7 protein-coding genes and 2 tRNA genes are annotated in these 15,771 nt (G+C 56.8%); 3 read left to right on the forward strand and 6 right to left on the reverse strand.

The features are described from left to right. Positions 1-154: 154 nt before the first annotated feature. Positions 155-1,549, reverse strand: coding sequence for a replicative DNA helicase (dnaB, locus tag ACY8FN_RS19720; RefSeq protein ID WP_042021740.1), 1,395 nt, complete (start codon positions 1,547-1,549; stop codon positions 155-157). A gap of 363 nt (positions 1,550-1,912) precedes the next feature. On the opposite strand from dnaB, the gene ACY8FN_RS19725 reads away from it, so the two are divergent. Continuing rightward, positions 1,913-2,773, forward strand: a complete 861-nt coding sequence (locus ACY8FN_RS19725) for a Tim44 domain-containing protein (protein ID WP_139730170.1) — start codon at positions 1,913-1,915, stop codon at positions 2,771-2,773. Positions 2,774-2,951: 178 nt separating this feature from the next. Here ACY8FN_RS19725 and ACY8FN_RS19730 read toward each other — a convergent pair whose 3' ends face one another. From ACY8FN_RS19730 to ACY8FN_RS19740, 3 genes are all read right to left on the reverse strand, one after another. Next, a complete protein-coding gene (locus ACY8FN_RS19730; protein ID WP_463100978.1) occupies positions 2,952-4,226 on the reverse strand; it encodes an alpha/beta hydrolase in 1,275 nt (424 codons plus the stop codon). A 428-nt stretch (positions 4,227-4,654) separates the two neighbouring features. Beyond that, positions 4,655-4,730: transfer RNA gene (locus ACY8FN_RS19735), tRNA-Asn, on the reverse strand. Between the two features lie 4 nt (positions 4,731-4,734). After that, positions 4,735-4,810, reverse strand: a tRNA-Phe gene (locus ACY8FN_RS19740). A 264-nt stretch (positions 4,811-5,074) separates the two neighbouring features. On the opposite strand from ACY8FN_RS19740, the gene rraB reads away from it, so the two are divergent. Then, the gene (gene rraB / locus ACY8FN_RS19745; RefSeq protein ID WP_068976903.1) at positions 5,075-5,410 is read left to right on the forward strand and encodes a ribonuclease E inhibitor RraB; all 336 of its coding nucleotides are present in this window, start codon (positions 5,075-5,077) and stop codon (positions 5,408-5,410) included. A gap of 104 nt (positions 5,411-5,514) precedes the next feature. On the opposite strand, the gene ACY8FN_RS19750 is transcribed toward rraB, so the two are convergent. Next, positions 5,515-7,470 (reverse strand): sensor domain-containing protein, encoded by a 1,956-nt coding sequence (locus ACY8FN_RS19750; protein WP_463100979.1) that lies wholly within the window; start codon positions 7,468-7,470, stop codon positions 5,515-5,517. 183 nt (positions 7,471-7,653) lie between these two features. On the opposite strand from ACY8FN_RS19750, the gene ACY8FN_RS19755 reads away from it, so the two are divergent. After that, the gene (locus ACY8FN_RS19755) at positions 7,654-8,148 is read left to right on the forward strand and encodes a hypothetical protein (protein ID WP_042021746.1); all 495 of its coding nucleotides are present in this window, start codon (positions 7,654-7,656) and stop codon (positions 8,146-8,148) included. A gap of 69 nt (positions 8,149-8,217) precedes the next feature. On the opposite strand, the gene ACY8FN_RS19760 is transcribed toward ACY8FN_RS19755, so the two are convergent. Beyond that, entirely contained in the window at positions 8,218-15,576 is a 7,359-nt protein-coding gene (locus ACY8FN_RS19760; RefSeq protein WP_463100980.1) for a retention module-containing protein, read from the reverse strand. Positions 15,577-15,771 lie beyond the last annotated feature (195 nt).

Genomic DNA, 15,771 nt, shown 5'->3' on the forward strand with positions numbered 1-15,771 from the left:
GCCGAAGACCGCCACTCACTTATCGTCGTCGAAGGCCGGACCGGCATAATTGTCGAACCGGGAAAACAGGCCCTGACGGTTGGCCACTATCTACGTTGGCTAGCGGTCAGGGCAGTTGTGGTGATGGCTAAGCCGCCATCACCTTGGGTTTACATCAATAGTCGTCGTCAAACGCCGGGCCGGCATAGTTGTCGAACCGGGAGAACTGCCCCTGGAATGTAAGCCGAACTCTTCCTATCGGGCCGTTACGCTGCTTGCCGATGATGATCTCGGCAATCCCCTTGTCCGGACTGTCATCGTGATAAACCTCATCACGATAGATAAACATGATCAAATCCGCGTCCTGCTCGATGGAGCCCGATTCACGAAGATCCGAGTTGACCGGACGCTTGTCGGCCCGCTGTTCCAGGCTTCGGTTCAACTGGGAGAGCGCCACTACCGGGCACTGCAGCTCTTTCGCCAATGCCTTGAGGGAGCGGGAGATCTCGCCGATCTCCAGGGTCCGGTTATCAGACAATGCAGGGACTCGCATCAGCTGCAAGTAGTCGATCATGATCATCGAGAGGCCACCGTGCTCACGGGCAATCCGGCGGGCGCGGGAGCGCACATCGGTCGGGGTGAGGCCGGAGGCGTCATCGATATACATCTTGCCCTTCTCGAGCAGCAAGCCCATGGTGGAAGAGAGCCGCCCCCAATCCTCGTCGTCGAGCTGACCAGTACGCACCTTGGTCTGGTCGATACGACCGACCGAGGCGAGCATACGCATGATGATCTGCTCGGAGGGCATCTCCAGCGAGAAGATGAGCACTGGTTTGTCGGCGGTGAGGGCTGCATGTTCGCACAGGTTCATGGCAAAAGTGGTCTTGCCCATGGAGGGACGGGCCGCCACGATAATCAAATCCGAACGTTGCAAACCGGCGGTCATCTTGTCGAGATCGCCGTAACCGCTCGACACCCCGGTCACGCCGTTGTGGGGGGTCTTGAACAGCTCTTCAATCTTGTCGACGGTCTGCTCGAGAATGACCTTGAGGGGCTGGGGCCCTTCATTGGCGCTGGTGCGCTGCTCGGCAATCTTGAATACCTTGCTCTCGGCCAGATCGAGCAGGTCACCTGAAGTGCGCCCTTGGGGCTCGTAGCCGGCTTCGACTATCTCGTTGGCGACCGAGATCATCTCCCGTACTACCGCCCGCTCACGCACGATCTCGGCGTAAGCGTTGATATTGGCGGCGCTCGGGGTGTTCTTAGCGATCTCCACCAGATAGGCGAAGCCACCTGACTCCTCCAGCTGTTCGGAGCGCTCCAGCTCCTCCTGCAGAGTGATGAGATCAATGGGGTTGCCCACATTGGAGAGGCGAGTCATGGCCTGGAAGATCAACCGGTGCGGACGGCTGTAGAAATCCTTGTCGATCACCCGCTCTGCGACCCGATCCCAGGCGTCGTTATCCAGCATCAAACCGCCCAGAACTGACTGCTCGGCCTCAAAAGAGTGGGGAGGAACTTTCAGCTGTTGTGTCTTGGCGTCTTTTTTCGCCGTCACTTGCTCTGCCATACACATAAAAACCGCAGCGGGAAGGGGACGGGAATTTTACAAAAGAAAGCCAGAGACGGCGAGCCCTATCTGGCGGCTCATACCATCATAAAGGGCCAAATGAGGGCTTGTTCCTCTTTAGCGGTTTTGATTTTGCTACGCATTTTGCGCGCCTTGCGACTCAATCGTCTGTTTTTCATGCTGCGTGTTCCCTATCGTTGACGCCAATCCCAAACGATCTCGTTCATGAATAATTCATGCCAATGGTGATATTGATCAATACAGGCTGCGACATATTTAGGGACAGGCAGCCTGCAATGCGCCTTGCTGAGCTTGCCAAAGCAGAGCATGCCCCACCCACAGACGAGAGTGAAAAGAGTCAAAATGAAAAAGATGCTGACCCTGTTTGCCATGATCCTGGCCATTGGCCTGGGGGCACCTCACGCCGAAGCCAAGAAATTTGGTGGCGGCAAATCCTTTGGTAAAAGTTACAAAACTGCGCCGGCCCAACCAGCGGCCAAACCGGTCGACAACAAGAATCCGACCCTGGGCGCCCAAACTCCGCCGAAAAAGAGCGGCATGATGGGTGGCCTGCTGGGTGGCCTGTTGGCCGGTGGTCTGTTTGCCTACCTGCTGGGCAGCGGTGCCTTTGAAGGTCTGCAAGGCATGGATATGCTGCTGATCGCCGCACTGGCGTTGGGTGCCGTGTTCCTGTTCCGCGCCATGCGCCGGGGCAAGGTCGCGACGCCACAGCCGCAGCAGGCAGCCTATGCGGGTTATCAGCCACCGCAATCCGCTGCCCCGCAGCAGTTCGAGCAGAGCAACAGCGCACCGCAAGCCACCGGCTTTGCTGACAGCGATGTGCCGTTCCGCTTGCCGCCCGGCTTTGACATGAACGGCTTTTTGGCCGGGGCACGCGATCACTATCGCACCCTGCAAGAAGCCTGGAACAAGAACGATCTGGAGAAGGTGCGCGAGTACGTGAGCCCGGAGCTGTTTGAACAGCTCAAAGCCGAGCGCGCCGAACTGAGCGGCGACCAGCACACCGAAGTGATGTATGTGGATACCCAGCTGGTACGTGCTGACTATGGCAGCGACTGGGCCCAGGTGAGTGTTCGCTTCAGCGGCCGCTACATGGACCGCCAGGAGCAGGTCGAAGATGATATCAAAGAGGTATGGCACCTCGAGCGTAATCTGGCCAAAGATAATGCACCTTGGCATATCGCAGGTATCGAGCAGCTGTAAGGCTTCATGCCCATCGGTCTGTAATAACGCAAGAGGCGGCCAATCGGCCGCCTCTTCTCATTTCATCCCCGGTCATGTCTATCGTCGATTGTGGCTATCTGGCAGATGGTGTGCGCCCAATGGCAAAGGGCCGTCATCTCATGACCACAGCCCCTGCCTGGCAAATTCGAGCAGTGCCTCAGCGGTCCCGGTTCAGGGCGAACAGTCGATCGAGCACCACCTCACCATCGGCGCGCAAGCCATTATGCTCGTACTCGTTGGTGATCCAGGCGCGACTGTTGCCAAGGCCACGCAGGGTTTCCCGGCTGTAGTCAAACTCCACATACATATCCTCGGCATAGACGGCGCAGGCCACCGGTACCTTGTTGCGAGCAAGTTGGGCCGGGTCATAGAGCGCCCCCCAGTCCGCCTTGTTGGCCAGCAAATGGGCCGCCTCTTTCAAGGGGAGCAGCTCGCGGAACTGCTCGAACATCCAGGGGAAAATCATCTCGCCGGTGAAGGAAAAATCCTTGCCCGCCGTCCAGTTAACCGCCGGGAACTCCCCTCTGACCCGCGCCGCAGCCCAGCGGGTTGCCTCTCCTTCGGCGTAAATGGCCTCGTGCAGGATGGCAAACAGCGGGTTGGTATTGAATGGCTGCATGCTCTGCAGCTGATAGAGGAAGGCCGGGTTCAGCTTGTCGCCCATAAATGCCCCCTCCAGCAGATAGTAAAGATCATCAAACGCACCGCTGGCCCCCAGATCCACTCCTTGCTGCTGCAACTGCTCCACCGTCAGCCGCTGTCCATTGGGCAGCCGAACATCATGCAAGTGCAGATGGTTGGCCAGCCGGTTAGCGATGGCCTGGGCGTGGGGAAAGCGGGCAAAGAAGGCGCGATTCTTGTCTGCTACTCGCTGATAGGTGGCGCGATAAACCTCTTCTGCGCTGCGACCGATGGGAGCGATCCCGCCGGTGATATAGACCTCCCGCAAGCTGTCGGGATAGAGCGAGAGATAAGTGAGGCAGCAGAACCCGCCAAAGCTCTGACCCAACAGACTCCAGCGATGCTTGGGGCTGAGCTCCTGTCGAATGAACTCGGCATCCTGCACTATGCTGTCGGCGCGAAAGTGGCTGAGGTAATCCGCCTGCTCAACGGGGGTCATCTTGGCCAGCACATGGGCGTGAATGGGGCTCGACATGCCAGTGCCACGTTGATCGAGCAGCAATACTCTGAACTCCTGCAACGCTCGCTTGAGCCAGCCACTGTTGGCGGTCGGACGCGGAGCGCCAAACCCCGGCCCCCCTTGTAAAAACAGCAGCCAGGGCAGCGACTCATCGAGTTTGTCTTTGCGACAGAGGGTGCGGGCAAACAGGGTGATGCTGTCACCATCCGGATCATCATGATCGAGGGGGACGGTAAAAAAGTGCGGCTCGCAGTGGATGCCGTCCAGTACATAGCGCAAGGGGCTGTTCATCAGGGATCTCTCCGTCAGGATGGGAACATCTCTCACCCCATCATAACCTTGGCCAAAAGCGGGGTCACTCCGGTTTTTCAAATTATTAACAAGGGTTTAAATACCAACATGGGGCCTGACAAACTGCGGTTCGCGGCTGCTGAATTAATTGTTCTCGGGAGATATTGACGCCATGCAGCCATTCAACAAAGATGGCCTGCCTGAACAGGAGTTCAGGTATTCAGGCCATAAAACGGATAAGGGAATGTGATGAAGCCAAAGTGGGTCAGGGCCAGAAAGAGAGAGAAAAAAGCATGCCCAGGCAGCATGTTGCAAACAGGTATGTTGCTGTTCAGCGCCACCTGCGGCGCGACCGTGTTTTTAGCTGCCTGCAACGGGAATTAACAGATGAAAAAAAGCCCGCTCGATTGAGCGGGCTTTTTCGAATTTGGCTCCTCCTACTGGACTTGAACCAGTGACATACGGATTAACAGTCCGCCGTTCTACCGACTGAACTAAGGAGGAATTTTGGTGCCCAGAGACGGAATCGAACCGCCGACACGGGGATTTTCAATCCCCTGCTCTACCGACTGAGCTATCTGGGCAACGGCGCGCATTAAACCCTTTCTGCGGTACGGTGTCAACAAGATGCCACGATAAAAAATGCGTTCGCTCAACAACTGAACGCCAAGGCCATTTATTCACCAAAACCTTATCATTTCACAGCCTTAGCTATGGTTATCCGGTATTTATACCCCGCCAATCTCATGGAAAATAGCCGCTCTGTCGCTCAGCCGCATTGAGCCAAATCCACTCTGCGAGTATGCTTTGCCGCAATGATACCGCCTGGAGGCAACATGAGTCTGAATATGCAAGAGTGGCGCGACGAAGCCGCCGAGATCGTTAACGAACTGCTGGCCGATGGTAGCAATCCTGACGCAGATTACGAAATTGAACACCACTTCGCCTGCCAGGACTTCGACCGTCTGGAGAAAGCCGCGGTTGACCTGTTCAAGGCGGGTTTTGAAGTGACTGATGCCGAAGAGATGGAGCTGGATGACGGCGCAACTATCTTCTGCTTCGACGCCACCATCGAGTGCAAGCTGAATGTCGATGCTATCGTTGCCGATATCGCCAAGATGCTGCCTATCCTCGAAAAATACGGGGTGGATTACGATGGCTGGGGCACCTACTTCCAGGATTGATCCGCTGCTGCAATAAACAATGAGGCCACCTTATTCGGTGGCCTCATTGTTTTTCACCCTTCAAGTTGCGCACCTCGGTTGCACACCTCAGCACGGCGACCCCCTCACACCAGATAACTGGCTGCAAACTCGGCAGGTGGCAGCGGGCGGCTAAACAGATAGCCCTGCAACCGATCACAACCCGCCTCGGTCAGCCACTGCTGCTGCTCTGGCGTCTCCACCCCTTCGGCCGTGATGCAGATCCCCAACTCGTGGCCCAAACCGATCACCGAACGCACGATGGCGGTGGTCGCGGTATTGCTGGCCAGCCCCTGTGTAAAGCTGCGATCCAGCTTTAGAGTCGCCACCTGCAAACGTGGCAGATAGGCCAGCGAGCAGTAGCCGGTACCGAAATCATCGATGGCCAACTGAAAACCCGCTGCGATCAGGTTGTCGAGGTTGGTCTCAATCTGGTCGGCATCTTCCATCAACACCCCTTCGGTGATCTCCAGCTCCAGCTGACTAGCCTTGAGCCCATGCTGGGCGATACAAGCGGATACCCGCTCACAGAGCGCCGGATCGCGAAACTGCAAAGGAGAGAGATTGATGGAGAGCACCATCTCTGGCTGGATATTTTGCCACTGCGCTAACTGGGCACACCCCTGCTCCAGCATCAGCTGACCCAGCTGACCAATCACCCCCATCTCTTCCGCCAGCGGAATAAACTCCTCGGGGGAGATCATCCCCAGCTCAGGATGAGGCCAGCGGCAAAGCAACTCGGCACCATGCAGCCGGTGAGTGCGAGTACAGATGATGGGCTGATAGACGGCAACCAACTGGGCGGACTTGATGGCCAGCGGCAACTGGGCAGTGATCAGCTGACGCCGCTTGAGCCGGGCATGCAGCGCGGGATCAAACAAAGTGCAGTACTGCTGCTGCCGCTTGCCCTGCGCCAGCGCCGCCTCGGCATGGCTGAGCAACCGTTCGGCATCGCTTGCCTTCCCCTGCGCCAGTCCCAAAAATACCGGGATCTGGATACGATGCTCTTCCACCTGATAGTGCTCCATCAACTGCTGCTGCAGATGCTGGCTCCAGTCTTGAAGCGGTTCATTCAAGTCTGGCAGTAACAGACTGAAATCATCGGCTGCCACCCGGCAAAGCAGGGAGCGCGGCGGAACCAACTGCTGCAACCGCTTGGCTACCTGACTGAGCAGGCGATCGGCAATCCGGATCCCGAAGCGATCATTGATCTCGCGAAAATGGTGCAGATCGACCAGCACCAGGGTGGCGTTGCGTCCCCCCAGATGACGACAGGTCTGCAAGAAGCGGGAGAGTTTGAGCAGCCCGGTCAAGCTGTCGTAGTGCTGCTCCTGTTGCAACTGGGCCTGAGTTGTTCGCAGGCCGGTGATATCGCGGCCCAGCGTCAAAACCCCGAGGGAGTGGCCATCACCATCAGGCACATCGACTCGGGTGATCTCCATGTGTCGCCCCTGCCCTCTGGCATCCAGCAGACAACACTCGCCATTACCCATCCCCTGCGGCGCTGCCAGCCGGAACGGCAGCTGCCGACCAAGCACCTCATCCACCCCCTGACCGATAAAGTCGAGGAATGCCTGATTGCACTCCAGCAAGATGCCGTTGTGATCATCGAAACGGATCAGATCAGGAATGGCATCGAGCAGAAAACGCTGCAGTAGCTGCTGCTGTTTGACTCTCTGCTCGAGGTTTTTACGCTGGGCAATCTCGTTGACCACCCCAAACACCGCATATGCCTCTCCCTGGGTGTTATAAAGCGGCACCTTGTGGATCTCGACCCAACAGGTATTGCCGCCACTCTTGCAGTGCAACTGCTGATAGAGCAAGGGGACTCTACCTGCCAGCAGCTGCTCATCCTCGCCGCGAAAGACATCCCCCCAAGGCATATCCGCATCCGTCTTGCCGACCACCTCGGCAGAGGAGTCCATTTGCGCCTCGAGCACAAACATTCGATTGGCGAACAGATAGCGCCCATGGCTATCCCGACAAAAAATACTCATTGGCAATTGGTCGATGATCTGCTGCAGCAGATCTGGAGTGAGCATGTTGGTCACGGCGGCGCTTATGGAGGAATTTCGAGCAAATCTATGATAGCAAACCTATTTTGTAAAGCACCCCGATCCCCCCCATGACATCCGTTTCAGGATGCTTGCTGACAGAGGTTGTCGCTCCGGCGATAATAGGCGCCGGTTGGCCTATGGCCAGGTGATATGGACGAGAGATACACAATGAAAAAAATAATGGGAAGTGCGCTGGCGCTGCTGCTGGCTGGTTGTGCAGGTGACAATAACGGCGGTGAAGAGTATCGCTACAACCCGCCGATTGCCAAGGCAACCAACAACACTCAGGAGATGGCGATCCCGGTAGATCTGGTGTGGGCACGTGCCGAGAAGTGGTTCACTGATCATGGCCTCACCATCGAAAACAGCCAGCGTGGTGCCGGCCTGATGACCGCTAACGTCAACCACTCCGCCGATGGGCTGGAGTGGCTCGATTGCGGTACCATGGGTTCCAAAGTTGCACTGGGCAACCCGAACCTGCAGATCAACCTGATCATCACCCAGAGCGGCAACAGCAGCGTGGCCACCGTCAACGTCAAGGGCAACACCGAGCTGTTCTTCGTTGAATCCTCAGGCGAGCGGGTAGCGGCCCCTTCCATCAAACCGGTCTGCGTCTCCCGCGGTTCTCTGGAGCAGAGTCTGTTTGCCACCCTCGGCAACTGATTTCGCTTCCCCGCAAAGATAAAAAAAGCGGCAGATTGCTCTGCCGCTTTTTTATTGCCCGAAGAGGGCTTACTTGTCGATATCGAGCATGTTGTTGGTCAACATGTAATCGATCACCTGATTGGCCGTGGTGCCAGAACCGCCCGTCAGACTGTCGAAGGTATGGTTCATCAGCACAATCTCCTGAGTCACCGGCGCAGTACTGCTCTCCTTGACCTGCAGGTGCACCCCTTCATTGTCCTGGAACACCGAGAGCAGACTCTTCAGATCAGTCGTACTGTGAGAACCATCGTGATCCAGCAGATCGCTCAGATCCAGCTTGTCACCTTCCGCCTTGGAGAAGTCGACCACGTAATCCTTGGCAACGCTGCCTGCGGCGGTATCGCCCTGCAGCCAGGTGAAGGTATCGGCACCGCTATCCCCCTTGAGAATGTCATTGCCAAGCCCGCCGACCAGGATGTCATTGCCCAGACCGCCGATCAGGTTATCGTCGCCAATACCACCAAACAGGGTATCGTTGCCGCTGCCACCGTACAGGGTATCGTTGCCGCTCTCGCCATACAGGGTGTCGTTGCCGGCACCACCGAACAGGATGTCGTTGCCGGCACCACCGAACAGGAAGTCATCACCACCCTGACCGAACAGGATGTCGTTGCCATCCCCGCCAATCAGCACGTCCGCCTTGTCATTGCTGGAGGACTGATCGAACTCGCTGGCATGGTCCGTGATGTAGTCATGGACCAGGGCATCGGTCACCGAGCCTGCGCCCAGCTTGCCGGCCACATACTGTTTGATGGCCGCGTAGCCTTCACCGTTGATACCAGCGAAGTGGATGGCATCCCCGAACAGGATGTCGTCGCCAGCACCGCCGTCGATCCGGTCACTGCCCGGCAGGTTATTCACCGAGGTGCCCAAGATGGCGTTGGCTAGATCGTTGGCTGACACGTTGGACTGCACAATCTGATCACTGTCGAACAGCTTCAGGGTATCGATGGAGACGTTGCTGCCGATGCCGATCGCTTCCAGCGTCACGTTATTGGCCAGCAGAAGTGGCAGAACAGCCAGAGCGTTTTGCAATGCCCAGTAGTTGCTGTCATAGGAGGTGGAGAGCTCGAAGGTACCATCCCCCTGTGCCTTCAAGGTCCCGATGGTGGTCGAGCTCCACTTGTTATTGCTGTTTTGCGACCACTGTTGAACCCTGCCACTAGCATCGATCAGCACCCTGTTGGTACCACCTATGTTGGCGTAGAAGGCCTCCCCTGCCACATAGTTGTTGACGTTGACAAACGAATCGAGACGTTCGTTGGTCTTCGTATTCACGATAGGGTTGATCTGTTCATAGTCGTAATAGGTGTTTGGTGCCCCATCGGTAATGAAGTACGCCAAGTTCTTCGCGTTGGTGTTGTTCTTGGCGTTGTCGCTGTTGAACCAGTTGGAGGTAGTCTTGAGCGCATCCTCGTAGTTGGTCGCCCCACCGTTCCAGTTACTGCCGTCCATGCTGTCGAGCACGGACTGCAACTTGGTCAGTACATTGGGGTCCTTCAAGTCCACGCTGATGGACTTGTTGGCCTGACTGTCGAAGTCCACCAGGAAGATATTGACCTTGCCTGCCCCCTCAGTACCGGCACTGGTCTTGAGGGTTGCAAACACCTGTGCCAGCTGGCTCTTGATGGTGTTCATGGCGCTGGTGCCGATACTGCCCGAGCTGTCGACCATAAAGGCGATGTTGTAGTTCTGGCCCGGTAGTACCACGCTGCCATCCAGATCCCCGACCACGATATTGTGCTCGTTGCCATAGGTGCGGTTCTGATCGCCCGGCTCCCCTTCAGTGGCGTTGAAGTAGCTCAGGCGGATGCTGTCATCGTCGGTGGCGGAGCTGGTCTGATCGGTCTCCACCTCCTTGGCGATAGCCTCAACCTTGAGATCGACCTGGCCGGCACTGCTGCCGGGGACTCGCAGGGTCAGCCCGCTCAGCTTCACATCCAGTGCACTCGCACTCCACAGGCCGCTGCTGGCGATGAGGGTGAGCTTTCCATCAACCCCGACGGTACCCAACAGCTGGTTGCCGCTGTAGAGCTCGGCCCCCTTCGGCATGCCACTCAGTACCAGGCTATCGAGTACTTCGCTGCCATCCCGATCGCTCAAGGAGGCGCTCAGCTCCAGCGGGTAATCGACCACCACCGGCTGCACCAGGGTCAGCTCACCGGTGCTCTGGTTGAGCTGGTAGATGCCGTCGGCGAACTGGACATACTCCACGTCATGCAGCGCCTTGGTGATGCCAGCGCCCTTTTCCGTGACGGAGAAGTCGAACCAGCGATCATTGACCGAATATCCACTTCCCTTCTTGATGGCGTAATCGGCGCGGTTGCCGGTCAGCACGGCGATATCGGTACCGGCACCGCCATAGAGGCCGTCGCTGCCAAGACCGGATACCAACACATCGTTGCCATCACCGCCGTAGAGTGAATCCCCTTGGGTCGCATTGCCGCCGACCAGGATATCGTTCCCTCCCTGCCCATAGAGCAGATCGCCACCGCCGTGGGTGCTGACGATATAGTCGTTTCCACTATTGCCAAGCACCTGCTCCTGGCCACTGCTGCTATCCGCCAGCGAGTTGGTGATGCCAAAGGCCGTCTTGTTGAAGTTGCCGGATTGGAACTGCTCCGTGGTGACGCTCGCACTCGGGAAACTCGGGCTGTAAGACGGAATGCCATTCCCCGTCAGGGTGACGTTGACCATGGGCTTGTCGGCCACCGCAGCCACGTCGATCACCAGCTTGCTGCCATTGCTTAGGTTGGCACCGTCGCTGATCTGATAACCAACAGTGGAATAATCTCCCAGCTTGTTACCAATCTCGATGCCATTGCCATTGGTGACACTGGAACTCGACTCATTGAGTCCCGGTACAAAGCGCAGGTGACCACTATCAATATCCGTATAGGAGATGAGATCACCCGCCTTCACCGCAATCCACTGGCCAGCTCCATTGAGATACTCCAGCTTGCCATTTTGCGGCAAGGTATTGATCTTCACGCTCAGATCAGATGCAGCCTGATCATCGCTTGCGCCAAAATTAGACCACTTCAGTATTTGTGGGACATCTTCCGAGCCAGTACTGTAGCCACCCGTGGTCACTGGCGCACGATCGTTGTCGATAATGGTGCCGGTGCCGTTCTGGCCGCCAACAGTCACGGTCAGGGTCTCATTCGCCTCGACCAGACGATCGTTCACCGTCGGAATGGTCACGGTGAAACCGGATACCCCGGCAGGAACAGTGATCTTGCCGGTTGTGCTGTTGTAGGTTACCCCGTTACTGAACAGGGCCACTCCCCAGTCAAAAATGGAGGCTGGGTTGGCGCCGCTGCCCTTGATGCCGAAGTCATATTGCGTCGCCTCCTGGGTCGCGTCGGACAGGGTCACCGTATGTTCCAGGCTACCGCCTTCGGTCACGCTGTCGACAGAAATCCCCTGAACGATGGGCGTAAAGAGCGGCTTGGTTGCGAAAGAACCCACACTGTAGTCACCGTCGGCGTCCACAACCTTGATCTGGAAGTCGATGTCACCGTCTCCCAGAGGCTTGGACATATTCTGGTATTGGAAGAACTCCCACTTGCCGGTGGCCGGGGTAAATTCCAAACGGAACACCAAAGAGCCATCACTGGCTTCGCCATACAGGGTATTGGGCAACCCAGCTTTGCTGGAAATTGAGATCTCTTTACCAGTAGCCGTCATCAATCCCACTTCATTGGAACCCAAAAGATCTATATGCCCCTTGCCATCAGCCCCCCATTGCGGTGCAACAGTCCCCGAGCCATAGGCAATAGCCTGTGGAGTGGTCGTACCGAGGAATTCAATTGACTTGACGGTAAAGTCGCTGTTGTCACCCCAGCTTGCCGATTTACCGTTATCGGTTGCCTTGATCACCATGGTGTCAAAACCGCCCTGCTGAACCTGGAAGTTCTGGTTGTACTCACCCCCTGCGGCATCTGACCTAAATGGAAGTGTTGAGATCAGTACCCCGTCACGGTAGAACTCGACCACGCCACTCTCCAGCTCACCACCGAACATCTTGCTGAACTCGATCTTGGCACCGTAAGCCACAGTGCCAGCATCCAGCTTGATCACTAACTCTTCAGATACAGCTGAACCATCGGTCAGTTTGCGGAAATCGACCTCGTTTTCAATATTGTGATATGGAGCTGTCGAGCTCTTGACACCAATACCGTAGCCCGAGCCATTAACCAACGCATCAGTCAGAGCCGTAGATGTTGAAGAGAGGAACCCTTTAGCAGTAATAGTGAACTTGCCACCATCAATGCTGGTGCTATTCCCGCTATAGCCGGTCATGCTGAACTTGCCGGTCAATACATCAGGAATACTGGTTTTCACCAGCGAAACCGCAGCAGCATCGCCAGCGATGGGGGCATCGTCTTCGACCGTGATGGGCAGTGAGCCGACGGTCGTGCTCTGGCCATCAGAAACAGAGACACCAATATTGAAGCGCAATACATCCTCAACATCGGCAGTCGGGTGATCAAGGGGACCTTTCAGGGTAACCACATAACCCCAATCACCTTTAGTACCATTAGTCGGAGCCGTCAGTGTGACATCCAGCACAGCTTTGTAATCCGCACCACCCAAGGTACCTGTATACCCAGTCAACACCTTGGCTGAAGGATCCCAGCTCCACTTCACATCCACTGCACCAGACTTGAGCCCTGATGGGCCAGAGAGGCTGACCGTCACGCTACTACTATCAACATCCCCCACAGTAATAGTGCCGCTAGCAGCCTTCGCATTGGTGGTATCCGAATTACCTACATCATCCCGCAATCCGTTTGCCAGTCCCTCTTCAGACACGACTGCCGGCTTATTGATCACCACAGAAGGAGGTGCATCGTTGTCCATAATGATGGACTCAGCACTACCTTTTCCATTTGCTATCGCTATAGCTTCAAATGCTGAATTGTTCTTCACACCACTGATAGATACAACAAGCTTTTCATCCACCTCATAAATGGTGTCGTTTACTGTAGTAACCGTAAATTCGGCCTTGCCATTACTACCAATGGTCACGCTGGTCGGGCGGGTGCTGGTGTCACCGTCGTTGGCCGCGTCGCCGCTCCACGCCAGGTTCAGGGTCACTGCCTTACCTGCCGGCAGGGCTACGACGTTGCCATCCTTGTCCACCAAGCTCACGGTGTACTTCAGCTGGCCACCTTCGGCCACGCTGGACTTGTCCACCACTATCTGCGCGGTGACGCCATCCAGCGGGTTCTTCGGATCGCTGCCATCCTCGTCAGTGATGGTGGTGGTCACCGCCACCGGCAATGCCGGGGCCTTCTCGTAGCCACCGCCACTGCTGCCGCTCACACTGACCTCGAACTTCTCGGCCGGCTCGGCATAGACGTCGTCCAGAGTCGCCACATCAAACTTGGCGCTGGTCTCGCCCGCCTTGATGACCACATCACGGGTCACCGCCTGCACGTCACCGTTGTCGGTGGTGATGTGGCCCACCACCACCTTGACGGTCAGATCGGTTTTCGGGGCGTCGCTGATGGTCAGGGTGTAACTCGCCTTGCCCCCTTCGACCACATTGGCATCGCCAGTCAGGGTCAGGGTCGGGGCATCTTTCGGCTGGTCAGTGCTGCCATCCTCGTCAGTGATGGTGGTGGTCACCGCCACCGGCAATGCCGGGGCCTTCTCGTAGCCACCGCCACTGCTGCCGCTCACACTGACCTCGAACTTCTCGGCCGGCTCGGCATAGACGTCGTCCAGAGTCGCCACATCAAACTTGGCGCTGGTCTCGCCCGCCTTGATGACCACATCACGGGTCACCGCCTGCACGTCACCGTTGTCGGTGGTGATGTGGCCCACCACCACCTTGACGGTCAGATCGGTTTTCGGGGCGTCGCTGATGGTCAGGGTGTAACTCGCCTTGCCCCCTTCGACCACATTGGCATCGCCGGTCATGGTCAGGGTCGGGGCATCCTGATCATCAACCACTGTATTGGTGATGGTGCCAGTGGTAACCACATTCTCGTAATTGCCGCCACTGGTCTTGTCGATAGTGACACTCAGTGACTCTTCACCTTGCTGATAAATGTCATCACCGCGCACCGGCACAGGCTCGCTGTTGGCACTGCTGCTGCCCACCGGAATGGTGATCACCACCCCGTTGCTCAAGGTCACGCTCAGCGGGCTGCCGGTCACTGGGTTGTTGACGCTGGCGGTGTAGACAATGCTGCCACCCTCGGTCACGGTCTGGCCATTGGTGGCCGAGCTCAGGGTCACCGTGGTGGTGTCCACGGTGTCAGCCACCCCGGTGGCCACAGTGCTGCTGGTGTCCAGTTGCTCGTAGTTGCCACCGCTGCTGCCGGTGATGCTCACCGTCAGGCTGCTGCCATCCTTGTACACATCGTCACTTGGGGCATCGACCGTAACGCTGCCGCTCAGCTCGCCCGCCTTGATGGTGATGCTGGAACCGTTGGACAGGGTCAGGACCAGATCACTCTGTGGTGCGTTGTTGACGCTGGCGCTGTAGGTGATCTGGCCCCCTTCGTTGACCTGCGCCGGAGCGCTCAGGGTCACAGTGGTGGTGTCGACAGTGTCGTTAATCTGGGTGGTCGTTGAAGGGCTGGTGATGATCTGGTTGAAACCACCGCCCTGAGTACCGGTAATCGAAACGGTGATCGTTGACGGATCGACATAAGGGCTGTCTGCCGGAGCAGCAACAGTGACTGAACCGGAACTCTGACCGACGGGAATGGTGATCACTGCACCATTGGACAGCTGAATAACCAAGTCAGAACCAAAAACAGGTTCATCAAGTGTCGCGGTAAAGGTGATAAGTCCACCTTCGCTCACCTGTGTATCTGCACTCAAGACAAGGTTGGCGGATGTAAACAGAGGATCATCTTCACCAGCGGCCTCAAGCGGCGGTTCACCATTGGCGTTGTAGGTGGTATCGAAGGTGGCTTCGGCAATAGTTGCAGAACCGGTACGGTCGATGGTGACAAACCCGCCGTTGCCACTGGCGCCGGCGACACCACCAATACCGCCACCACCGGCGGCAGGTGCACCACCTGCTGCAGCGGCTTCAAAGGCCTGGGTCGGGTCGGCGCCACCCAAAATCGCCTGTTGCAAGGCATTAATCTCATCAGGAGTACCGGCTGCACCGTTTTGCGCCAGCTGGGGGGCATCCCCCTCTTCGGCGGGCTCACTCTGCTCGCTGGCCGGTTGCACATTGAATGGCTGCCCGCCACCCATAAAGCTGGCACCATCTGGCGACATGATCACTGCACCTTTCGGCAATACATCACCTTCAGCCAACAATTTTTGACTGCCATCGGCAGCAATCTGATAAGCCTGCCCTTTGAGTTGGGTAATGGTGATGCCCTGTTCCATGGTAACGGTGTTAGTAATCATGTTCTCTCCTGAATCCTGATTTGAATGCAATAAGCCACAGCCTACTGTGCATACAGATGGAGCAAATAACCAGCTCGAAAATTCGAAAGGATAGACTGATTTGAGGCTGAATCGTTCAGCCAGGCAGGAGGATATGAAATGGCAAGGCCAGAAGGGTAAAAACCTAACTTATCAATACATTACAAAAAAATGACA

This window comes from Aeromonas sp. 160P, assembly GCF_055193095.1.

Bases quoted from the DNA above. Each gene is read 5' to 3' on its own strand.
- dnaB (WP_042021740.1), bottom strand. From the start codon at position 1,549: ATGGCAGAGCAAGTGACGGCGAAAAAAGACGCCAAGACACAACAGCTG.
- ACY8FN_RS19725 (WP_139730170.1), top strand. From the start codon at position 1,913: ATGAAAAAGATGCTGACCCTGTTTGCCATGATCCTGGCCATTGGCCTG.
- ACY8FN_RS19730 (WP_463100978.1), bottom strand. From the start codon at position 4,226: ATGAACAGCCCCTTGCGCTATGTACTGGACGGCATCCACTGCGAGCCG.
- rraB (WP_068976903.1), top strand. From the start codon at position 5,075: ATGCAAGAGTGGCGCGACGAAGCCGCCGAGATCGTTAACGAACTGCTG.
- ACY8FN_RS19750 (WP_463100979.1), bottom strand. From the start codon at position 7,470: ATGCTCACTCCAGATCTGCTGCAGCAGATCATCGACCAATTGCCAATG.
- ACY8FN_RS19755 (WP_042021746.1), top strand. From the start codon at position 7,654: ATGAAAAAAATAATGGGAAGTGCGCTGGCGCTGCTGCTGGCTGGTTGT.
- ACY8FN_RS19760 (WP_463100980.1), bottom strand. From the start codon at position 15,576: ATGATTACTAACACCGTTACCATGGAACAGGGCATCACCATTACCCAA.